This window comes from Thermoactinomyces intermedius (assembly GCF_013912365.1).
GTDB classification, from domain to species: domain Bacteria; phylum Bacillota; class Bacilli; order Thermoactinomycetales; family Thermoactinomycetaceae; genus Thermoactinomyces; species Thermoactinomyces intermedius.
This window is the reverse complement of record NZ_JACETT010000004.1, coordinates 1-21246: the sequence shown is the minus strand read 5'-3', so window position 1 is coordinate 21246 and position 21246 is coordinate 1. Positions and strand designations below refer to the sequence as shown.

At 48.5% G+C, this 21246-nt stretch carries 21 protein-coding genes and 1 other annotated feature; all 21 genes read right to left on the bottom strand.

Annotation, left to right across the window (positions count from 1 at the left end; all coding sequences use genetic code 11):
* Nucleotides 1-81 precede the first annotated feature (81 nt).
* The 21 genes from H1R82_RS01740 to H1R82_RS01640 all read right to left on the bottom strand — a co-directional run bounded on the left by H1R82_RS01740 (nt 82) and on the right by H1R82_RS01640 (nt 21049).
* Nucleotides 82-1074 carry a peptidylprolyl isomerase gene (locus H1R82_RS01740; protein WP_181732355.1) on the bottom strand — a complete coding sequence of 331 codons (993 nt, stop codon included), beginning with the start codon at nt 1072-1074 and terminating at the stop codon, nt 82-84.
* Nucleotides 1061-4603: a transcription-repair coupling factor gene (gene mfd / locus H1R82_RS01735; protein WP_232333979.1), complete on the bottom strand. Its 3543-nt coding sequence runs from the start codon at nt 4601-4603 to the stop codon at nt 1061-1063. The genes H1R82_RS01740 and mfd overlap by 14 nt, the downstream gene beginning before the upstream one ends.
* A gap of 115 nt (nt 4604-4718) precedes the next feature.
* Nucleotides 4719-4949, bottom strand: a complete 231-nt coding sequence (locus tag H1R82_RS01730; RefSeq protein ID WP_181732354.1) for an anti-sigma-F factor Fin family protein — start codon at nt 4947-4949, stop codon at nt 4719-4721.
* Between the two features lie 99 nt (nt 4950-5048).
* Nucleotides 5049-5615: an aminoacyl-tRNA hydrolase gene (gene pth, locus H1R82_RS01725; protein WP_181732353.1), complete on the bottom strand. Its 567-nt coding sequence runs from the start codon at nt 5613-5615 to the stop codon at nt 5049-5051.
* Nucleotides 5616-5712: 97 nt separating this feature from the next.
* Entirely contained in the window at nt 5713-6315 is a 603-nt protein-coding gene (locus H1R82_RS01720; RefSeq protein ID WP_181732352.1) for a 50S ribosomal protein L25/general stress protein Ctc, read from the bottom strand.
* Nucleotides 6316-6433: 118 nt separating this feature from the next.
* Nucleotides 6434-7381: a ribose-phosphate diphosphokinase gene (locus tag H1R82_RS01715; RefSeq protein WP_181732351.1), complete on the bottom strand. Its 948-nt coding sequence runs from the start codon at nt 7379-7381 to the stop codon at nt 6434-6436.
* Between the two features lie 23 nt (nt 7382-7404).
* Nucleotides 7405-8790 carry a bifunctional UDP-N-acetylglucosamine diphosphorylase/glucosamine-1-phosphate N-acetyltransferase GlmU gene (gene glmU, locus H1R82_RS01710; protein ID WP_181732350.1) on the bottom strand — a complete coding sequence of 462 codons (1386 nt, stop codon included), beginning with the start codon at nt 8788-8790 and terminating at the stop codon, nt 7405-7407.
* A 176-nt stretch (nt 8791-8966) separates the two neighbouring features.
* Nucleotides 8967-9269, bottom strand: a complete 303-nt coding sequence (gene spoVG, locus H1R82_RS01705) for a septation regulator SpoVG (protein WP_181732349.1) — start codon at nt 9267-9269, stop codon at nt 8967-8969.
* Between the two features lie 110 nt (nt 9270-9379).
* Nucleotides 9380-9757 (bottom strand): RidA family protein, encoded by a 378-nt coding sequence (locus H1R82_RS01700; RefSeq protein ID WP_269747558.1) that lies wholly within the window; start codon nt 9755-9757, stop codon nt 9380-9382.
* 5 nt (nt 9758-9762) lie between these two features.
* Nucleotides 9763-10593, bottom strand: a complete 831-nt coding sequence (gene purR / locus H1R82_RS01695) for a pur operon repressor (protein WP_181732347.1) — start codon at nt 10591-10593, stop codon at nt 9763-9765.
* Nucleotides 10594-10634: 41 nt separating this feature from the next.
* Complete coding sequence (gene ispE / locus H1R82_RS01690; RefSeq protein ID WP_181732346.1) at nt 10635-11528, bottom strand: 4-(cytidine 5'-diphospho)-2-C-methyl-D-erythritol kinase; 894 nt, start codon at nt 11526-11528, stop codon at nt 10635-10637.
* A 170-nt stretch (nt 11529-11698) separates the two neighbouring features.
* The gene (locus tag H1R82_RS01685) at nt 11699-11881 is read right to left on the bottom strand and encodes a small, acid-soluble spore protein, alpha/beta type (protein ID WP_037997967.1); all 183 of its coding nucleotides are present in this window, start codon (nt 11879-11881) and stop codon (nt 11699-11701) included.
* Nucleotides 11882-12015: 134 nt separating this feature from the next.
* Nucleotides 12016-12297 (bottom strand): Veg family protein, encoded by a 282-nt coding sequence (locus H1R82_RS01680; protein ID WP_037997964.1) that lies wholly within the window; start codon nt 12295-12297, stop codon nt 12016-12018.
* A 122-nt stretch (nt 12298-12419) separates the two neighbouring features.
* Nucleotides 12420-12893, bottom strand: coding sequence for a ribonuclease H-like YkuK family protein (locus tag H1R82_RS01675; protein ID WP_309544768.1), 474 nt, complete (start codon nt 12891-12893; stop codon nt 12420-12422).
* Nucleotides 12894-12942: 49 nt separating this feature from the next.
* Nucleotides 12943-13821, bottom strand: a complete 879-nt coding sequence (rsmA, locus tag H1R82_RS01670; protein WP_181732345.1) for a 16S rRNA (adenine(1518)-N(6)/adenine(1519)-N(6))-dimethyltransferase RsmA — start codon at nt 13819-13821, stop codon at nt 12943-12945.
* Nucleotides 13818-14378 (bottom strand): ribonuclease M5, encoded by a 561-nt coding sequence (rnmV, locus tag H1R82_RS01665; RefSeq protein ID WP_309544767.1) that lies wholly within the window; start codon nt 14376-14378, stop codon nt 13818-13820. Before rnmV ends, rsmA begins: the two co-directional genes overlap by 4 nt.
* A gap of 82 nt (nt 14379-14460) precedes the next feature.
* Complete coding sequence (locus H1R82_RS01660) at nt 14461-15240, bottom strand: TatD family hydrolase (RefSeq protein WP_181732343.1); 780 nt, start codon at nt 15238-15240, stop codon at nt 14461-14463.
* Nucleotides 15241-15261: 21 nt separating this feature from the next.
* The gene (lepB, locus tag H1R82_RS01655; protein ID WP_181732342.1) at nt 15262-15807 is read right to left on the bottom strand and encodes a signal peptidase I; all 546 of its coding nucleotides are present in this window, start codon (nt 15805-15807) and stop codon (nt 15262-15264) included.
* Between the two features lie 40 nt (nt 15808-15847).
* The gene (gene metG, locus H1R82_RS01650) at nt 15848-17821 is read right to left on the bottom strand and encodes a methionine--tRNA ligase (RefSeq protein WP_181732341.1); all 1974 of its coding nucleotides are present in this window, start codon (nt 17819-17821) and stop codon (nt 15848-15850) included.
* Nucleotides 17822-17883: 62 nt separating this feature from the next.
* Nucleotides 17884-18122 (bottom strand) — a binding site (T-box leader).
* Nucleotides 18123-18211: 89 nt separating this feature from the next.
* Entirely contained in the window at nt 18212-20068 is a 1857-nt protein-coding gene (locus tag H1R82_RS01645) for an ATP-binding protein (RefSeq protein ID WP_181732340.1), read from the bottom strand.
* A gap of 27 nt (nt 20069-20095) precedes the next feature.
* Nucleotides 20096-21049: a DNA double-strand break repair nuclease NurA gene (locus tag H1R82_RS01640; protein WP_181732339.1), complete on the bottom strand. Its 954-nt coding sequence runs from the start codon at nt 21047-21049 to the stop codon at nt 20096-20098.
* Nucleotides 21050-21246: the final 197 nt, after the last annotated feature.

Genomic DNA, 21246 nt, shown 5'->3' with positions numbered 1-21246 from the left:
TCCAGCAGATTATGCAGACCTCCGGACATAAAAAAAGAGCCCCGGTGCGGCATAACATGCCACGGGCTCTTTTCCGGCAGTTCAGGATCCTTTTTGGTCATTGGAAAGAAGGGACTTAAAACCCAATTCTTCTTTGACCAGTAGATCATACACTTCCTGCCGTTTTTGCATTTTCACTTGTTCGTCCGCTTCGGCCACCGGCTTTTTCCCCCGGTCCAACACTTTTACGATATGAAAACCGTAATCGGTTTTAATCGGATCGCTGATTTGGTTGAGAGGCAACTCCCGGCATGCTTTGGCAAATTCAGGGACAAACTGGTCCGGTGTGCCTTCATAAATTCCGTTCGAATCTTTGGATCCGGGATCATCTGAATACTCCTTCACCAACTTCGCGAAATCGCCGCCGTTATCCAATTTTTTCTTGACTTCTTCCGCGCGTTTTTTCGCTTGTTCTTCCGTCCTTTTCGGCTGATCTTTCTGCGAACCGTCATTGATGGAAACCAACACGTGCTGTACTTTTACATAATCATACGTTTGCCCTTTCAATTGTTCGTCATAGTATTGGTTGACCCGGTGATACTCCACAAAAAACTGCCGTAATTGCGCTTTGTCAAACCCTTTTCCTTTGATCGCCTCATCCAGCGTTTGGGGCTTGTTTTGGCCTTGCTGCTGTTTCAGGCTGTCTTCGATTTGTTTGAGCGTTTCATCCGCTTGTTTGGCAAATGACGGATCATCTTTGATTTTGGTCAACATATACTGACGGGCCGCATACTCTTTCGCCAATTCCGTTTTTAATTCCTGATTATCCTTGACCGATGACATCATAAACGACAATTGGGGATCCAAATACGCAATGATGTTGATGTAGCGGTTCAAATCCCCTTCAACCACTTTGCCTCCCTTGTATTCGGCCACCACCTTTTTGCTGGTGGTGTCAAGCGGTTGAAATTCCATCGACTCGGCCGACTGCTCTTCTTCTTTGTTGTCTTTTCCCATCGCACAACCGGCAATGGCCGCGGAAAGAATCAGCACGAAGGCCAACGAACCAGCGATCCACTTTTTACTCAGTCGCATGTTGAACGGCTCCTTTCGGTTTGGGAACATCTTTATATTTTATCAGAAACTGTTCGATCATTTCTAATGCCTGTTTATGGGGCATCCCTTTGGTTTTGAAGATGATCCCGATCTTTTCTCCCGTCGAGAAACGAATTTTTCCCGGGAAATCCTGAGCGATTTCAAACAGCTTCTGGCCGTCAATTTGGTCATTTTGTTCCGGACGCAACCGGAGAATGATATCCCCGTCTTTCTGCTCAACCGATTCCATCCCGTACATGATGGCATAAGCTTTGATTTTGGAAATTTTTAACAACATTTGCACAGGATCCGGCAAATCCCCGAAACGATCCTCAATCTCTTCTTCCAAGTCAGTCACTTCATCCAATGTGGTGATGGCTCGGATCTTTTTATACAATTCAATTTTTTGTTTCTCATCACCGATGTATCCGGATGGCAAATAGGCGTCCACATTTAATTCGATGACCGGATCGGTTTCTTCCTTTGTGGACTTTTCCCCTTTCAACTCCTCAATCGCTTCCTTCAGCATCTGGCTGTAAAGCTCAAATCCCACGGTTGCAATATGGCCGTGCTGTTCGGCTCCCAAAATGTTCCCGGCTCCCCGGATGGATAAATCGCGCATCGCAATTTTAAATCCGGATCCAAGCTCGGTAAATTCTTTGATCGCCTGCAGCCGCTTCTCCGCGGTTTCAGACAACACTTTATCCCGTTGGTACGTAAAGTAAGCATAAGCAATGCGATTGGAACGCCCCACCCGTCCGCGCAACTGATAGAGCTGGGACAATCCCATCTTGTCGGCGTCATAAATAATCAATGTATTCACATTGGGAATATCCACACCGGTTTCAATGATGGTGGTGCTGACTAAAACGTCGTATTCCCCGTCCAGGAAGTCCAGCATCACTTTTTCCAGTTCGGATTCCTGCATTTGGCCATGGGCCACCGCCACCCTTGCTTCCGGAATCAAAAGCCGGATTTGATCGGCCATCTGTTCGATGTTGTGCACTTGATTATAGAGGAAATAAACTTGTCCGCCACGCGCCAGTTCCCGTTCCACCGCTTCCCGGACCAACGCCCCGGAGTATTCCAGCACGTAGGTCTGCACCGGGAACCGGTTTTCAGGAGGCGTTTCAATGACAGACAGATCGCGCACACCCATCATGGCCATGTGCAGGGTGCGGGGAATCGGTGTCGCCGATAACGTCAACACATCAATATTGTGCTTCAGCTGTTTGATTTTCTCCTTGTGTTTCACGCCAAAGCGTTGTTCCTCGTCGATGATGAGAAGCCCCAAGTCTTTGAACTGGACATCTTTGGATAAAAGACGGTGCGTGCCAATCACGATGTCCACCGTTCCTTTTTTCAGCCCTTCCATCGTTTCTTTCTGTTCTTTCCGGGTGCGGAACCGGCTCAACACATGAATTTGTACCGGGAAGTCAGAAAAACGCTCACGAAAAGTCTCATAATGCTGTTGAGCCAAAATGGTGGTCGGAACCAACACAGCCACCTGCTTGCCGTCCATCGTCGCTTTAAACGCTGCACGGATGGCCACTTCCGTTTTTCCGTATCCCACATCCCCACACAACAGGCGGTCCATCGGCTGGCTTCGTTCCATATCCTTTTTGATCTCTTCCACTGAACGCAACTGATCCGGCGTTTCTTCATAAGGGAACATCGCTTCAAACTCTCTCTGGTAAGGCGTATCTTTCGAAAAGGCAAAGCCTTTGGCCTGTTGCCGCTTGGCGTATAATTCGATCAAATCCTGGGCGATATCCTGCACCGAAGACCGGACTTTGTTTTTCACCTTGCTCCATTCGCTGCCGCCCAGACTGTAAACCTTCGGCGTTTTTTCCTCGCTGCCGACATATTTTTGCACTTGGTCGATCTGCTCCACCGGCACATAAAGCTTGTCGTTTCCGGCATACTGGATGTGCAGATAATCCTTGTGCATGCCACCGACTTCCAGTGTTTCAATACCGATGTATTTCCCGATTCCGTGATTGACGTGAACCACGTAATCCCCGGGCTTTAATTCTTGGTAATCTTTGATTTTTTCGGCATGATCCATCTTGGCATGGCGCCGGGTCCGCCGTTGCTTTTGCGTAAACACTTCGCTTTCGGTGATCACTGCAAGCCGGACCGGGTTCATCTCAAAGCCGTTTTGCAAATTGCCCAGGCAAATCACGGGTTTTCCCGGCAAAGGAACCTGGTCGGACAAATCTTTGGCCGCATTCATTCCGTAATCATTCAGCACCCTCTCCAGACGATCCATCCGCTCTTCGCTGCTTGCCAAAAACACCACACGGTAGTTGGCTTTTTCCCAACGTTCCCATTCGGTCTTCAACACATGCATTTGCCCGTGAAATTGCTGCATGCTGCGGCACACCATCTGGATCACATTTTGCGGCTTGATTGCGGGAATCTTCCGCATGAACAAGGAAAGATAAATCCGCTGGTGGTCCTTTTTTTCAACCACTTCATCAAAAGAAAAGGATATTTTCAGTCCCGGCAACAGCTCTCCCTGTTGCAACAAGACGGTCTGCCATTCCCCTTCTTCCCTTTCCATCTGCCGGGCACTTTCAATGATCCGGTTCGGTTCATCCAGGATGACCAACGTGTCCCGGGGCATGTAATCCACAAGGCTTTGGCACTCGGGATAAATTTGTGAGATATACTTGTACATGCCGGTAAAGTAAGTGCCGTTTTTCAATTGTTCAATATCATAACCAATCGATTGATTTAATTTTTCCCTCAGTTCAGTCTCTTTGGTGACGCTTAACCGTTCCCCCAACTTTTTTTCCACTTTTTCGCCCGCTTGATACAACTGATCTGCCGATGCAAACAGTTCTTTGGCCGGAGAAATGGTCAATTCCTCCCATTTGTCAAAGGAACGCTGATCCGACACGGAGAAGGGACGGATGGAATCCACTTCGTCGTCAAACCACTCCACACGGACCGGATTTTCAAAGTAAACGGGATAAATGTCCACAATGCCGCCACGCACACTGTATTCACCGGGTTTTTCCACCATTTCCACCCGCTGGTATCCCACATTCACCAGCCGCGTGAGCAACGAATCAATTTCCTGAACCTGCCCCACCTTCAACGTGGTATAGTTTTCCGCAAACACTTTTTTCGGCAAAAACAATTTGCGCAAGCCGGAAAACGGGACCACAAGCACCCCGTTGAAACCATGAATCAAACGGGTTAACACACCGATTTTTTCTCCCAATGTCTCCTGTCCGGCCACGGCAATTTCGGTGGTGACCAACTCATTGGCCGGGTACAGCAAAACTTCATCCTTTGACAAGATTTCCTGCAAGTCTTCGGCCGCTTTTTGTGCCTGATTCAAATTATGGCAAACCAACAGGACGGGCCGTTTCACTTCCTGGAACAGCGCAGCGACATACAACATGCGGGCGGTGCCTGACAACCCGGCAACCAACTGCTCTTTCAACCCGGTTTTAATACCTGTTACCGTTGACTGAAAATCTTGATCCTGCTTAAATATATGCGTTAACGGTATCAACAGTTGTTCCTCCCCTTTTTTCCATCAGTCTACAGGTCAAATAGAAAAGAAGCCTTAGCTATCAACAGCCAAGGCCGTTTTTTCATTATAATCAGAAAAATATCCGCCATTATTCCTAATGAAAGAGTGAAGGATACAAAACCCGTTCCGGATCTTTTTCCAATACCTCTTGACATGACTCACAAGTCACTTTCACCAATTGGTTTCCTTCAACATCACTGGTTATTATATCTTCCCGTTCTTCCGGGGTCAACTGATCAAACCCCAACTGGGATTCGGTTACCCTTGAAGAATCGATTCTTCCGATCGATTTTTGACAATGTCGGCAAATATAATGTATGGCCATGAAAATGCCTCCTGCCTCTTTGTGTTAGTCATAGTATCGGCTTTCAAACAAAAAATATTCAACTTCGCTCATGCATCCATGGCCATACCCAAACAACATTTATTTCCGCACATTAAACTGGTTCATCGCATGCAAAAAGTCCGTCTTCACCCATTCATTCACTGCTTCTTTGGCACGGTCAACGGCATCCAGCACCGTTTCCAATTCTTCCTGGCGAAACGGGGACATAACGTAATCCGGAACCGAAAGATTTCCCGCCGGCCGGTCAATGCCGATCTTGATCCGCTTAAATTGATCCGTTCCCAAATGGCGGATAATGGATTTCATCCCGTTGTGCCCGCCTGAACTTCCTTTTAACCGCAAGCGGATTTGCCCGCATGGCAAATCGAGATCGTCGTAAATGACGCACAAATCCTCCAAATCCAGTTTTAACCAATCCAATGCCGGCTTCACCGATTCCCCGGACAAATTCATATAGGTCATCGGTTTCAATAAAATGACTTTCTCCCCGTTGACAAAGCCTTCGCCCACTTCGCCTTTCCACTTTTCTTTCCCCAAGGGGATTCCCCATTGTTCGCTCAGTTGATCAATCACCCAAAAACCGACATTATGGCGTGTCCGCGTATACTGTCGCCCCGGGTTTCCCAAACCGACTATCAGCTTCATCCTGTACCACCAACTTTCCCTGTACTCATCTCAATCTTTTTTATTTTATCATGGAATCGTGAAAAAGGCGCAACCGGTAAGGATTGCGCCTTTTTCTTCATTTTGTTTCTTCCTCATCTTTATCTGTATCAACGGCTGTTTCTTCGTTGTCAATGTCTTCGCTTTTGGCAGGAGGCACGACCGTGGCCACAGTTGTTTCCGGTTCGAAATGAAGCAGTTCCACCCCGTCTGGCATTTTGATGTCTTTTAACAAGAGGGAATCCCCCACCTGCAGATGGGATACATCCACATCAATGGATTCCGGAATATCAGACGGCAATGCTTTCACCTCGACCAAGCGGAGATGCTGTTCCAAAATCCCTCCGCTTTTCACGCCGGCCGCTTCCCCTGTCAGGTGAACAGGCACCTCGACATGCAAAGGTTCATTCATTTCCACTTTGAGAAAGTCAATGTGCAAAATGGAAGATTTGATCGGGTCTTTCTGGATGTCTCGAACCATTACTCGATGCGTCTTGCCTGCTACGTTTAAATCCACAAAACCATTCGAGTGAACATGTTTTTGTGCTTCACTGTAATCCACCGCAAGCTTTACCGGATCCAATCCCTTTCCATATAAAATCGCCGGAATTTGTCCTTGTTTTCTCAAGGCATTCAAAGATCCGGTCTTTTCCCTTTTTACTGCTGTAATGGCATTCGACATTTCCATATCCCCCTTCTATAAGAGGGAATATAACCTTTTTCGCCGCGATCTAAACCTCATTTTGGAAAATCACATGTTGAAAGCCATTACAAAAAGAAACTTTGTGCCGGATCCCGCCTCAGTCGAACAACTTGCTGACCGATTGCTCATTGTGAACCCGCCGGATGGCTTCACCGATCAACTCCGCCACCGAAAGAACGGTAACCTTGTCCAGTTGTTTATCCTTCGAAAGTGGGATGGTGTCCGTCACCACCATCTCGGTGATGTTGGAGTCGCGAATCCGTTCAATGGCCGGTCCCGAGAAAACAGGGTGGGTACAACATGTGTATACTTCTTTGGCTCCGTATTCAAGCAAGGCATTGGCGGCCAGGGTAATGGTTCCTGCCGTGTCAATGATGTCATCAATGATGATCGCCGTTTTTCCTTTGACATCACCGACAATGTTCATCACTTCCGCCACATTCGGCTCCGGACGTCTTTTGTCGATGATCGCAATCGGAGATTCCAACCGTTCGGCGAGACGACGGGCACGAATCACTCCGCCGTGGTCGGGGGAGACAACCACCACATCCCCCAGATTTTTTTTGATAAAATAATCGGCCAAAATCGGGACACCCATCAGGTGATCCACAGGGATGTCAAAGAAACCTTGGATTTGTGTCGCATGCAAATCCATCGTGATCACCCGGTCCGCACCGGCTGTCTCAATCAGATTGGCAACCAGTTTGGCGGTGATGGGATCCCGGGCCCGGGTTTTCCGGTCCTGCCTTGCATATCCGTAATAGGGAATCACCACATTGATGGTGCCGGCCGAAGCACGGCGCAAGGCATCCACAAAAACCAACAGTTCCATCAGGTTTTGGTTCACCGGATTGCATGTGGATTGAATCACATACACATCCGAACCGCGCACGCTTTCATCCAGCTTTACATGAATCTCTCCATCGCTGAATTTACCCACATGCGCTTTTCCGAGAGGAATATTCAAATGATCGCAAATGGCATTGGCAAGTTTCGGGTTGGAATTGCACGTAAAAACTTGTAGACGAGGGCTTACCGTAGACATAGAAATTTGTTCCTCCAATTTTATCATTTCTTCACACGCTTTGCTTTTATTTTATCCGCATAGCCGGACTTGTTTGTCTGACGCTCCCGCGCAATGGCCAAAGCTTTTTCAGGCACATCGTCCGTAATGGTGGAACCGGCCGCCACATAAGCGCCTTGTTCAACTGTAACGGGTGCCACCAGATTCACATTGCATCCGATAAACGCATCATCCTCAATCACGGTTTGATGCTTGTTCACACCATCATAATTCACGGTGATCACACCGCAACCGATGTTCACTTTCTTGCCAACTTCGGCATCGCCGACATAAGCCAGATGGGAAATCTTGGTACCTTCACCGATTTTGGCTTTCTTCAGATCAATGAAACAACCGACTTTGGTCCGGTTTCCGAGTTCGGTTTTCGGCCGCACCAGGACATAAGGACCTACTTTGGCCTCTGATCCGATCCTGCTGTCTTCCAGGACGGCATAACGGATATTGGTTCCATCGGCAACCTCCACATCGGTCAGATCTGCTTGCGGACCAATATGGCAGTCTTCCCCAATCACGGTTTTCCCTCTTAAAAATGTTCCCGGTTCGATCACCGTATCGGCTCCGATTTTCACACCGGCTTCAATATAAGTGTTTGCCGGATCGACAATCGTCACACCATTTCGCATGTGTTCTTTAAGCAAACGCTGCTGCATCCACCGATTGGCTTCTGCAAGCTGGATCCGGTCATTGACTCCCATTGCTTCTTCTTGGTCCCCGATCACTTGTGCACCGATGGTTTCCCCTTGATCACGCAAAATGGATAATACATCAGGAAGATAGTATTCACCTTGGGCATTATCGTTATTGACCAGCGACAAAACGGAAAAAAGCTTTTGATTATCAAAACAATAAGTGCCGGTATTCACTTCGCGGATTTCCCGTTCGGCATCCGTGGCATCTTTATGTTCGACGATGCGATCCACCTGCCCGTCCTCGCGCCGGACCACCCGTCCGTAACCGGAAGGATCATCCATGATGGCTGTCAAAACTGTGGCAGCCGCTTTGGTTTCCTGATGTTTCTCAATCAATTTTTGGAAGGTTTCCGCTGTGAAAAGAGGATGGTCCCCGTTTAACACCAGCGTGATTCCTTCTTCATTTTCCAACAAGGACCGGGCTTGCATCACCGCATGAGCGGTTCCGAGTTGTTCCTCTTGTTCCACAAAATCAACTTGACCGCTCAAATGCTCTTTCAATGCCTCTTTTTGATGCCCCACCACCAAAATGGTTTTTTCAATCGCCAGCCGGTTCAATTGACCGATAATGTGATCAATCATAGGTTTTCCACAAACCGGATGCAATACTTTATGTTTTTTGGATTTCATACGGGTTCCTTTTCCCGCGGCCAAAATGACTGCATACACATGTTGTTGCATAACCCAAGTTCCCCCGTTTCTCAAAACTTCCTCCCTGAATATATCCCAATTGGTATGGGATTGCAACCAATCCCCTTTGAACATCGTATAAAAACGAATGCCCATCCCCATTATAATCAAAAACCTTTGCCGGCAACGAAAAAATCACCCATTCCGTTTCGGGAATGGGTGATTTTTTATACATCCACTTGCAACGCTTTATTCGGATCGGTTTGAGACTCCATCTCTCCGGCACGGTGATACTCGGCCAGTACCGCGGATTCGATCTTCTCACGGCTCATCGGAGAAATGGGATGGGCAATATCGCGAAACTCCCCGTCAGGAGTACGTTTGCTCGGCATTGCCACAAACATACCGTTATTTCCCTCAATCACACGAATGTCATGCACGACAAATTCACTGTCAAACGTGATGGATGCGATGGCGCGCATTCTTCCCTCACGGTTGACTCTGCGAAGACGAATATCGGTAATTTCCACTAAATCCCACCACCTATTTTACAATGATGACTAAATTTGCTTATTTTTACTATTCTAGGCAGTGGGATTAAATCCTTCCACGAATGGATAAATTGACCAAATTTTCTTTTTTATCCATTTTTCTTTGCAATCACTTCTATTTCAATCAACACGTCTTTCGGCAAGCGGGACACTTCCACACATGAACGTGCCGGTTGGTGTTCTTTGAAGTACCCGCCGTAAATTTCGTTCACGGTCTGAAATTGGTTCATGTCTTTAAGAAAGATCGTGGTTTTCACCACTTGCTCCAAACCGCTTCCGGCGGCTTCCAGAACCGATTTGACGTTTTCCAGCACTTGCCGGGTTTGTTCTTCGATTCCTCCCCCGACGAGTTCCCCCTCCGGAGTGAGTGGAATTTGCCCGGACGTAAAGATCCATTCACCGGTTACCACCGCTTGCGAATAAGGACCGATTGCTTGGGGCGCTTTTTCTGTTTGTACTTTTTTCAACATGGTCATCGCTCCTTCCTGTCATCAAAAACATTTCCCACTTCCACTTGAACTTTCCTCTTTTTCACATCGATTTCCGTCACTTTGGCCAGTGACACATAGTCATCCACCAACCGGTTCTCGGCAGGCTGTTCCAACATCACTCCGACTCCGACCACTTCTGCTTTGAATTCATTCAACAAATCCATCAGTCCCCGAACCGTGCCCCCGGCTTTCATAAAGTCGTCAATAATGAGGACACGGGCTCCTTCAGACAGGCTCCTTTTGGATACGGATAACTGGCGCAACCGTCTGCTGGAACCCGAGACGGTGTGTACGGTCACGACGGAACCTTCGGTGACGCGGTAATCGTAACGGGCAATGGTGACCGGAACCCCCAACAAGGCCGCCGTGGCGTAGGCGATGGGAATTCCTTTGGTCTCGACGGTTAACACCGCATCGATGTTTTGTTCCTGAAACACCGTGGCAAAAATCCGGCCGATCTGATTCAGGAAAAAGGGGTCTCCCAACAGATCAGACAGATACAAAAAACCGCCCGGCAAAATGCGTTCGGGACTGGATAATTTTTCGCACAGCTCTTGCACGACCTTCCGGGCATGTTCCACCCCAAACCCCGGGATATAACGGACACCGCCGGCCGCACCGGCCACTGTCTCCAATTTGCCGTTTCCCTCCGAACGCAACACTTCATCGATAATATCCAAATCTTCACTGATGGAGGATTTTGCCGCTTTATACTTTTCCGCAAAAACGGTCAGAGGAATCAATCGATAGGGATTAAACAGCAGTTGGCGGATCATATCGGTTAATCGTGCACTCCGTTTCCACTTTTCCATTCACTACCTCCGAAAAATCGAATGATATCGACCGAAATATATCATTTTGTTCGTTTTTCTTCAAGCAGCGGAACCTGTTTTTTCCCCAACATTCTCACGGCAAACACTTGTTGGCAAAAGCCTTTCAAACTGTTTACAATCCGTTTGGCCCTCTGTTCCTGCTTCACCAGCCCGAATACGGTGGGGCCGCTCCCGGACATCAACACCCCGTCCGCACCAAAGCGCTGCATTTTTTCTTTTATTTTTTTCACGGTGGGGTACATGTGATGAGTCACCGGTTCCAAAACGTTTTCCAGGTTTCGGACAACGGATTCATAATCCTGTCGTTTGAGTGCCTCGATCATCTTTTCCGTTTGCGGATGATGATCGATTTGGTCCACTTTCAGGTTTTGAAAAACATCCGCCGTGGATACGCCGTGTCCCGGTTTGGCCAAAACAACCCAACATGGCGGAGGAGCCGGAAGCGGCGTCAACTTTTCCCCTCTTCCTTTTGCCAGTGCGGTGGTGGAATAAACGCAAAACGGGACATCGGAACCGATTCCGGCCCCGATCTCTGCCAATTCCTCCAAACTCCACCCCAAATTCCACAATTGATTCAACCCTCTCAAGACCGCCGCGGCATCGCTGCTTCCTCCCGCCAAGCCGGCGGCAACCGGAATCTGTTTATCGATGTAAATATGTACCCCTTGGGAAATTCCCGCTTTTTCCCTCAACAATACCGCCGCACGGTAAGCAAGGTTCCTCTCATCCCGCGGGACAAATCCGGAACTGGAATCCACGGTGATTTTTGAGTCCGGTCTTAAAGAAAGATCCACCCTGTCGTACAAATCCACGGTCGTCATGACCATCTCCAATTCATGATAACCATCCGGACGTTTATATAGCGCATCCAATGTCAAATTGATTTTTGCTGGTGCTTTGACTGATATAAACAAGATTGATTCCCTCCAATTTTCACACGGTCGCCATCCGTAAATTCCGGCACATGATTTTACTATTTTATCATGTTATGCGTCCGGACTAGTAGGTGGGAACAAATATTTTCCCGCAAAAAAAGAGGCTCTCGGGATGTGAGAAGCCTCTTTAAATCAGGGTGTCCCCGGTTTCACCTTGAACCTTGCTGTTTTAAATACTCTTCCGCAAGCTGAACCGCTCTTTTCACCATATTCCCGGCATCACGGGTGGTGATTCCACCCCATCCTTCGCGTTTGACCACATCATAAAAGCCAAGATCTTTTGCCAGTTCATACTTAAAGCTTTCAGACATGATTCCGCGCCGACGAGCCAAACGATCTCCTCCTTTGGGTCAGAGCAAATGGTTCAAGGGCAAAACACAGGGCTTTCTTATTATGCACCAAGCACCCGTTATGTAATCGCTTTCAAAGGTATGGAAAAAAAGAACACATCGGGATGTGTTCATATTTATTGCGCAGATCTTACATATTTCACGGGAATTTGTTCATTCTCCCCGCTGTAAACCGTCAATTCAACGGATTCCGTCAGTATATCTGCATAGCTGTAAGAAACACGGCTGAAAGCGTGATCCTCATCCAGCTTGACAACGAACACAGAAGGATATGTCTCTTCTAAAATGCCAGTTCGCTCAATGGTCTTGCGGCGTCCGCTATTGGCTTTAAGGCGAATTTTTTGCCCGATGAAACCATCCAGAGTGCATTTGATTTCAGATAAAGCGTTTTTGCCCATTGTACGACCACCTCACTTGTAGTCGATTATACTACAAGCGAAGTGAAAAGTCAAATTTTGTATTATAGCAAGGGGACAACATTTTTGTCAATAATCTTTTCGTATATTTATTCCGTTTTTTCTCATTTGGTAAACCGGTCGGCCACCGCGCTGGCAGCATAAGATTCCGGTTTGATTTTCGCCGTGTATCCAACGGATGTCACCCATCCGACCACTTCTTGAATCAACTTCCTCGTTTCCCCTTGTTGTCCGACATCAAGATGGATTTCCATCGGGATATCCACAAAGAATCCAAAGAAGCCGTTTTTCTTCAACGTTTCAACGGCTTTCAAACTGTATTCTGTTTCCCGGTAGATCCGGTAACGCAAGTCACGAATGGCGTCATGGCGATATTTCGTGTAAAAGAAAATCGCCCCTTTGCCAATCCGCTGCACAATGAGCGCCGTGACAAAAATCGTTTCATTCTCCCGGGTTTGCGAATCGGTTCCGATCACCACTTTATATTGGGCATCCGGATCCGCTTGCAGATATCCCCGGATATCCATGATCATTTCATTTAAGTTTCTTCCACCTTTTCTCGGATGATAAAATTTCACGGAACAACCTCCATCGATTCAGGGTATGGTTGATCCGAGACTCCGTTGGTTAAAAAGATATCTTTTTCCGATCAAGCACTTCAGCCAAGACTGCAAATTCTTCCAAATCCAATGTTTCTGCGCGTCGTTTCGGATCAATTCCCGCTTCAGACATCCATTTCTCCAGCTCTTCTTTTGAAACGGAAGACAACAAATGGGAATGAAGCGAATTCAACAGGGTTTTCCGACGCTGATTAAAAGCGGCCCGGACCATTTTGAAAAAGGCTTGTTCATCCGGAACCCGCACCTTCGGCTCTCTTCTCAGCGTCAAACAAACCACTTTGGAATCAACCTGCGGCCGCGGAACAAACACATGGCTCGGAACCCGCCCCACTTCTTCGACTTCTGCATAATACTGCACAAGAACCGACAAAGAACTGTAATCTTTGGTTCCCGGTGCCGCTTTCAGCCGGTCCGCCACCTCTTTTTGGATCATGATGACAATATTTGCAAGCGGCAGCCGTTCTTCGAGCAAGCGGATCAAAATCGGGGAAGTGACATAATAAGGCAGGTTGGCCACCACATGAAGGGTGCCGGCATCCCCGAAATGTTCAGCAACCACTTTTTTCAAATCCACTGTCAGTGCATCTGCATTTATTATTTCCACATTGTCATCATTTTGAAACAAATCTTCCAAAACGGGGATTAAACGTTGGTCGATTTCGATGGCCACCACTTTTCCCGCCACCTGTGCCAAACACTCCGTCAAAGCCCCGATTCCCGGCCCGATTTCAATGACCCCGGATTTTTTGGTCAGCGAAGCCGCATGGATAATCTTGTCCAATACATGGGGATCGGTTAAAAAATTTTGCCCCAGGCTCTTTTTCAGTTGGATTTGGTGTTCACTGAGCAATTTTTTCGTTCTTGCTGAAATCGGCTTTTCTTTCATTGTTTGCTTCCTTTCTTCTTCAGATAATCCAGCGCTTCTGAAATTTCTTCCCTGGTGATGCGCAAAACATGCAGCCGCCGGTAAAATTGTTTGGCATTGGCATAACCGATGCCGAGCCGTTCGGCCACCTGCTCCCGCAGTTTCCGGGAACCGGCATCACCGGCAAATCCCAAGTCCATATATTCTTCCCATGTCAGCGGAGGCTGCACCGTTTCCTCTTTTTGCTCCGTACGGACTTTGCTCAAAGCTTCGATGATATCCTCCGCCTTGGCATGTTCAATTCCGATTTTGCGGTTTCCTTTCGCTTTTTTGGGGGATAAAAAAGCATGTTTGGCCCCGGGCACTTCCCTGGCAATTTTCTTGCGGATCTGTTCGCCGGCATAATCCGGGTCGGTAAAGATAATGACTCCCCGTTTCTGTTGGGCCCGTTTGATTTCAGCCAGCACATACGGCTCCAATGCCGAACCCTGTGTCTCAATCGTATCGGCTTCGACCGCTTTTTGGATCGCGATCGTATCATTTTTTCCTTCGACAACAATCACTTCATATACTTTCACACGTTCTCTTCCTCTCGCTCCACATTTCCGAAAAAAGGCCAATGAGGAATGCACCTTCCCATTGGCCCGCAAAAACATTATTCTAATTTCCTTCATCAATTCCAAAAAGGCGAAAAGCGTTTTGCATGGTGATTTGAGCGAGCTCTTCCAAAGACATCCCCCGGATTTCGGCGATTTTTTCGGCAACGAGCCGGACATAGCCGGTCTCGTTTCGTTTTCCCCGGTAGGGATGGGGAGCCAAATAAGGACAATCGGTTTCAATGAGCAGACGGTCCAAGGGAACATGTTCCGCGATTTTTTGGGGAAGCTTGCCGTTTTTAAATGTGACAGGTCCTCCCAAACCGATCATGAAGTTCAAGTCAAGACATGCTTCCATAACCGAAAGGTCTCCGCCGAAGCAATGCATCACGCCTCCGACTTCTTCGGCATGTTCTTCCTTTAAGATCCGCACCACGTCCTCATCCGCATCCCGGTTGTGAATAATGATAGGCAATCCCGTTTCTTTGGCAATGGCGATCTGTTTGCGAAAAACCTCTTGCTGCACATCTTTGGGGGAAGTGTCCCAATGGTAATCCAGTCCGATTTCCCCAAAAGCCACCACTTTCGGATGCCGGGCCATCGACTTGATCCACTCCAAATCCTCCGCGGTGCAATCCTTCGCCTCGACGGGATGCCAACCGACAGATGCATAAATGAAGGGATAAGTTTCCGCCAGCTGAAGGGTTTGCCGGATGGTTTCCCGGTTATACCCCACATTCAGCATGTATTTTACCCCATACTCCTCTCTCGCCCGCTCAATGACTTGTTCCCGGTCTTCGTCAAATTTCGGATCATTCAAATGGGTATGTGTGTCAAACAACATCACACGCCTCACCCTTTCCGGTTACTGCTTACCCTGTTGTGTCAAAAAATGCATCCGGTCCAGCGGCCAAATGATCAAATCGGCACGGCCGACCACCGCATCGATTTTCACCGGGCCGATTCTGCGGCTGTCCTTGCTGTTGTTCCGGTTATCCCCCAGCACATAAATATGTCCTTCGGGCACCGTGACTTCTTCTTCCATGTTGAAATTCATGGGTTCATAAATATAAGGTTCTTCCAACGGTTTTCCGTTTCGGTAGACCTTGCCGTCCTTGATGGCAATCTGGTCCCCGGGCAAGCCGATCACCCGTTTGATGAAATCCCGCTTTTCATCGGTATGGAAGACCACGATATCCCCGTAATCGGGCTGGTCAACACGGTATATCAACTTGTTGACGATCAACAGCTCATCGCCTTGCAAGGTGGGTTCCATGGATGCCCCGTGCACCTCATAGGGCACAAACAAAAAGGTGCGGATGCCCGCAGCGATGATCACGGCCAAGGCAATGGCCACAACCCATTCCAACACCTTGTACCATTCACTGGACGAACTTTTTGTATCCGCCATCCGATCGTCCTCCTATCTCCGTTACGGAAGGCATGCCGGTTTATTTGATTCTCGTGCCGTTCGGAATGTCCCCGGATACGGTCGCAAGCACCAGGCGGTCTCCTTCCGAGGCGGCCAAAATCATGCCTTCCGACAATTCACCGCGCAATTTCACCGGCTTCAAGTTGGTGACACAAATCACTTTCATTCCCTTTAACTCTTCCGGTTGATAGTGTTTGGCAATCCCCGAGACCACTTGTCTTTTTTCCGATCCCAAATCAAGTTGCAATTTTAACAGCCGGTCTGCTTTTTTAACCGGTTCCGCTTCGAGCACTTCCGCCACATGAAGTTCCACTCTGGCGAAGTCGTCAATGGAAATCAGACCCTCTGTTTTTTTCTGTTTTTCTTCTTTTTTCTCCTCTTTTTGCTGCACTTGTTGCGTGTTCCCGATCATTTTTAAGATCTCCTCCACTTCGCTTTTTACATCCAGCCGTGGGAAAATCGGCTGACCTTTTTTGGTTTTCGTTCCCGGCTTTAATGCCCCGAAGGTGTACAAGCTGTCCCAGGTGGTCAGATCCGCATCCTCAATCCCCAATTGTTCCCACATTTTGGCCGGGGCCTGGGTCATAAAAGGCTGAATCAGGATGCTGACCATTCTTAATTCTTCCAGAAGATGGTAAAGAACAGAACCCAAGGTGCTCCGTTTTTCTTCATCTTTGGCCAGATTCCACGGCTGGGTCGCTTCAATATAGCGGTTTCCGAAACGAACCAGCTCCCAAATGGCCGAAAGGGCAACCGAAAACTGCAATTCTTCCATGGCTGCTTCAACTTTATGTACCGTTTCACGGGCTTTTTCAACCAGTTTTTGGTCATATTCGGTTGCATTTTCCACCCGTTCCGGCACAATCCCGTCAAAGTACTTGTTCAACATGGCCAAGGTGCGATGCAATAAATTCCCCAAGTCGTTGGACAAATCGGCATTGGCCCGTTCCACGAATGCTTCCGGTGTAAAAACCCCGTCAGCTCCAAACGGAACCTCACGAAGCAAATAATAGCGCACCGCGTCCAGCCCGTACCGTTTGATCAACGGAATCGGATCAATCACGTTTCCTTTGGATTTGGACATTTTTTCGCCCATCACTTGGAAAAATCCGTGCCCGAACACTTTCTTCGGCAAAGGAAGCCCCAAAGCCATCAGGAAAATCGGCCAGTAAATGGTGTGAAAACGGACAATGTCTTTACCCACCAGGTGAACATTGGCTGGCCAGTACTTTTCAAACCGGGCTTGTTGCTCTTCATCATCAGACAGATAACCGATGGCCGTAATATAGTTGGTGAGCGCATCCAGCCATACATAGACCACGTGTTCCGGATCGCTGGCAACGGGAATTCCCCAGTCAAACGTCGTCCGCGAAATGCTGAGATCTTCCAACCCGGGCTTGATGAAGTTTTGAATCATTTCATTCTTCCGGGATTCTGGTTGAATAAAATCCGGGTTTTCGTCATAAAAGGTAAGCAGTTTGTCGACATACTTGCTCATCCGGAAAAAGTAACTTTTTTCCTTGATCTTCTGGATGTCCCGGCCGCAATCCGGGCATTTTCCGCCTTCCGCCTGGCGATCGGTGAAAAAGGATTCACAGGGGACACAATACCATCCTTCATATTCCCCCAGATAAATATCCCCCTGATCCAACAGTTTCTGAAAGATCTTTTGCACCACTTTTTTATGGCGGGGTTCCGTGGTCCGGATGAAGTCATCGTATGAGATATCCAAGGCACCCCACAACTTTTGGATGCCGGCAACAATCTCGTCGACAAACGTTTGGGGATCTTTTCCGGCCGCTTCCGCACTTTTTTGGATTTTCTGCCCGTGCTCATCGGTTCCGGTCAGGTACATGACATCATAACCGCGCAACCGTTTGTACCGGGCCATGGCATCCCCGGCCACCGTTGTATAGGCATGCCCGATGTGCAAATGGCTGTTTGGATAATAAATCGGCGTAGTAATATAGAAAGTTTTCTTTTTGTCTCCCATCTTGGCAACCCCTTTCCGTCCAATCAGACTTGGTTTCTATGTGAAATAAAAAATCCCGTCCACGTTGGGACGAGATCCGGTCTCGCGGTACCACCCAATTTGGCTTCATCGCACAAGAAAAGGCGATCACCCACTCTGCTCCCGTAACGCGGGAAAACGTTCTCTCCTACTGGGGACAACGGTCCGGTTCAAAGAGAATACTCAGGGGCCATTTCATCGGCTTCCGCTATGCCGGCTTTCACCTGTCCCGGCTCTCTGTCGATAGCTTTCACCCACTACTCATCCCCGTCATCGAATCGCGTGTTTAATTTGTCATATAATTATACATCACAAAAAAGTCCTTGAAAAGCTCCGGTTCCTGTCTCCTAGTTTGAACCGGATCCTCCGTTTTTAAACTTTCAAACCTTCGCCACGGTCGTACCGGACTGCAAAAGGCGTTTCATGTTTTGTCAATTTTCCGGTTCGGGAAAGGCGTTCCAGTTCCTGCCTCAACCGGTGCACATCCCAGTTCAGTCCGCATTCCTGATTAACCCGGTCCAACACTTGCATCAGGTCGGTTTCAAACACCGGCAAAGATTCCGTCAGCGTATCCAGCAATTTTTGGTCTTGTTGTGCGGAAAACCGTTTCAGCTCGTCAAACGGATTGGCCAGATGCGGACTTTGGGTGTAGGCGGCACGAATCCGGATAAACACCGTCCGCCCAAAAGCGGCCGACGAAACAAACGTGTCCCCCGAACGCAAATAAGGAAGCCGCTTTCCTTCTTCCGGGGTCAAATCCGTTTCTTCCCGCAAAGTGGCAATATCCGTGGCCCGAACGGTCCGGAATACGAATTTGGTGTTCAGCTGGGCGGTAATGGTCTCATCCAGCAATGTCGGGCGTTGCGTGGCCAGGAACAAAAAGACGCCGTATTTCCGCCCTTCCTGCGCGATTTCCTTTAAAATCGACTTTGCCGGGGAATCGAGCGATTTGGGGGCAAAATTGTGAGCTTCATCCGTCACAATGACAAACGGCGGGAAGAAATGCCCTTCCTCCCCGTTCATGCGCGCATCTTTATACTCACGTCGTTTCCGGTACAGCGTGCCGGTGACATAAGTCGCAAAGACTTGCAGGATCCAGGCGTTCCCCTGGACGACCACCAACTTTCCTTGTTCCAGCCCCTGTTCAATGGACCGGATGTCCCGCTGGAACAAACCGGCTTTGTCCAGACGTTTCAGACGCCAGTCCACCCCTTTGACGGAAGAAGGCGGCAAAGAGCCGTATTGCTGCAACAATTGCATCAATTCCTGAATCCGCTGAACATCCACCGGTGTCAAATCTTCCTTCTTTCGTAACTGTCTTTCCAAACCTTGTTTCCCTTCATCAAGGGCTTGCACCAGATTGCCGATGCGATCGCTGAACGTTTCAAAACTGTCCCGGGGCCGGTGCAGCATCTGGATCACGTTCACCATGGAATCGGAAAGCTGGCTTCCGGCCGCCCGCAACAGTTCCACCACATCCCGGGTCGACAAATCGGAAAAAGAAATCCCCACTTCTTTTCCGATTTGCACCGTTACAAAAAGATCCCGGAAATCCGGGGCACGGTCCGATAATCCGGGGGCCGGATCGGAAAAGTCCATTTCAAAGTGCGGATCAAACACCAGCGCGGGAATCCGGAGTTTCATCAATTCCTCCAACATCACCCGCAAGCCGAATGATTTTCCCGATCCGGATCCGCCAAAGATACCGACATGCGGGTATTGCTGCATCGATTGAATGTCAAAAATGAAAGGAACCCCTTCTTGCGGCCTCAACTCGCCGTGCTCCATCATAACAACCCGGTCTTTTAAGTCATCCGAAATTGTCCCCCCCATGGATTCCGTTCCCCGGATTTCCCCCAGTGTCATTCCTTCATCCGGGGACGTTTTGACCAGAAGATGGCGCACTTCTTCAAATGAAGGCAAACGGACGGGACAGCCGGTCCGCACCGGATGCGGGGCTTCCTCATACAGACGCAGCTTCGCCAGATTGATTTCATCGGATTCGATGTCATAGCCGATTTGTTCCAAAGTATCAATCACTTGCGCGTCCACCAACGACTTATCCAGCCCCATCGGGATCAGGCGGTTGTACGACATGGTTTCCACCACTTCTCCCTGCGGATGGTTCAAAGCAGGATCTTCAATGACCAGAATTTCGTTGATGCGGAATTTCCGCTCCCGGGAGACAACATAAACTTCCTGTTGGGTGGTGACACCTACCACTTGCATGATTGATCGCTCCTGTTCCATCGGATTTTAAATCATCCGTTCTTTTCTTTTGCTTTGCAACAGCCGGTAACGCAGTTCCGGATCAATGTACTGTTCCACCATGGTTTCCACCAACGGGTCGGTGACCCTCACCTGATTGTCCACAATGTCCAGCCAGTAAGGGATGCCCCGTCCCTGCTCCGGTGTCAAGCTGTAAACCAGCCTTGCCAGGTTCCACCGGTCTTCCCGCTGGGACTTCAATCCGTCCAGTCCAATCGGTTGCGGGCTTTTGGAAGTCCGGAATGCCATTTTCCACATCCGGCTTCCCGACGGACTCCATGCTTCCCATTCAAACGCTTCCCCTTCCCGCAGGACACCATACAACAAATCGCGGTCGGTCAATGCCGGATACTCGGGAAAAAAGGCATGAACCAGGGTCCGGGTCTCAATTTCCTCGGAAACCCCCACCAGAAGCGAATGTTGACGTTCTGCCATTTGCGCCACTTGTTCCCAGCTTTTTGCATCCGATATATAGAAGTGCAGCAAAGAGCCGTCCAACATCACGACCCGCGGAGCCCAGTCTTTCATCGCCTCCATCGTGACCTGCATTTCGAGACGGGACAACAGATCTCCTCTTTTGCGGGCTTCACTGGCCGCATTGCCCTCGTTGGTTTCATCCCCTTTTAAAAGTGGTGTGTACACATCTGCGGCCCATTTTTCTTTCCCGTTGGTGGCTTTGGCCAATGCCTGGAAAACGGACAAGGTGCGGGTTTGCGAACCTTTGGTGGAGTTTACCGAACCATCGACTCCGACCAGAAACCGTCCTTGGAGAAAATCTTTGATCTCTTCGCCGCTCCATTTTTCAATGGAATAAAAAGCGCCTGCTTCTTCCAAACGTTTCCGTATGGCGGATTGATCGAGGGATTGCAAAGGAAAAGCTTGTTTCAACGATTCATTCAACCATTCCAATTTCCTTTTCAGTTCAACGGATACGGGTAACAATCATACCCCTCCTTATACAGATTGGCCGCCAACCTTCCGGCGGTTCATACCGGTTTTCGCCAAGCGTACATTTTCATCATCTATTTTTGTGGAAATCCCGAAAAACAACAAGACTGATCACAAACCGATGTGATATTAATAAAATAAATATTTATTGATAGATGTTAAACTTTTTTCTATCTAAATATATTTTATCC

Coding starts and splice junctions, on each gene's coding strand:
- metG (WP_181732341.1), bottom strand. CDS start 17,821: ATGGGAGACAAAAAGAAAACTTTCTATATTACTACGCCGATTTATTAT.
- H1R82_RS01720 (WP_181732352.1), bottom strand. CDS start 6,315: ATGTCGAATGCCATTACAGCAGTAAAAAGGGAAAAGACCGGATCTTTG.
- H1R82_RS01660 (WP_181732343.1), bottom strand. CDS start 15,240: ATGTTGTTTGACACACATACCCATTTGAATGATCCGAAATTTGACGAA.
- pth (WP_181732353.1), bottom strand. CDS start 5,615: ATGAAGCTGATAGTCGGTTTGGGAAACCCGGGGCGACAGTATACGCGG.
- glmU (WP_181732350.1), bottom strand. CDS start 8,790: ATGCAACAACATGTGTATGCAGTCATTTTGGCCGCGGGAAAAGGAACC.
- H1R82_RS01740 (WP_181732355.1), bottom strand. CDS start 1,074: ATGCGACTGAGTAAAAAGTGGATCGCTGGTTCGTTGGCCTTCGTGCTG.
- lepB (WP_181732342.1), bottom strand. CDS start 15,807: ATGGCGGATACAAAAAGTTCGTCCAGTGAATGGTACAAGGTGTTGGAA.
- purR (WP_181732347.1), bottom strand. CDS start 10,593: ATGGAAAAGTGGAAACGGAGTGCACGATTAACCGATATGATCCGCCAA.
- H1R82_RS01680 (WP_037997964.1), bottom strand. CDS start 12,297: ATGGGCAAAAACGCTTTATCTGAAATCAAATGCACTCTGGATGGTTTC.
- H1R82_RS01715 (WP_181732351.1), bottom strand. CDS start 7,381: ATGTCTACGGTAAGCCCTCGTCTACAAGTTTTTACGTGCAATTCCAAC.
- H1R82_RS01730 (WP_181732354.1), bottom strand. CDS start 4,949: ATGGCCATACATTATATTTGCCGACATTGTCAAAAATCGATCGGAAGA.
- rsmA (WP_181732345.1), bottom strand. CDS start 13,821: ATGAAAGAAAAGCCGATTTCAGCAAGAACGAAAAAATTGCTCAGTGAA.
- H1R82_RS01645 (WP_181732340.1), bottom strand. CDS start 20,068: ATGCAAGTGGTAGGTGTCACCACCCAACAGGAAGTTTATGTTGTCTCC.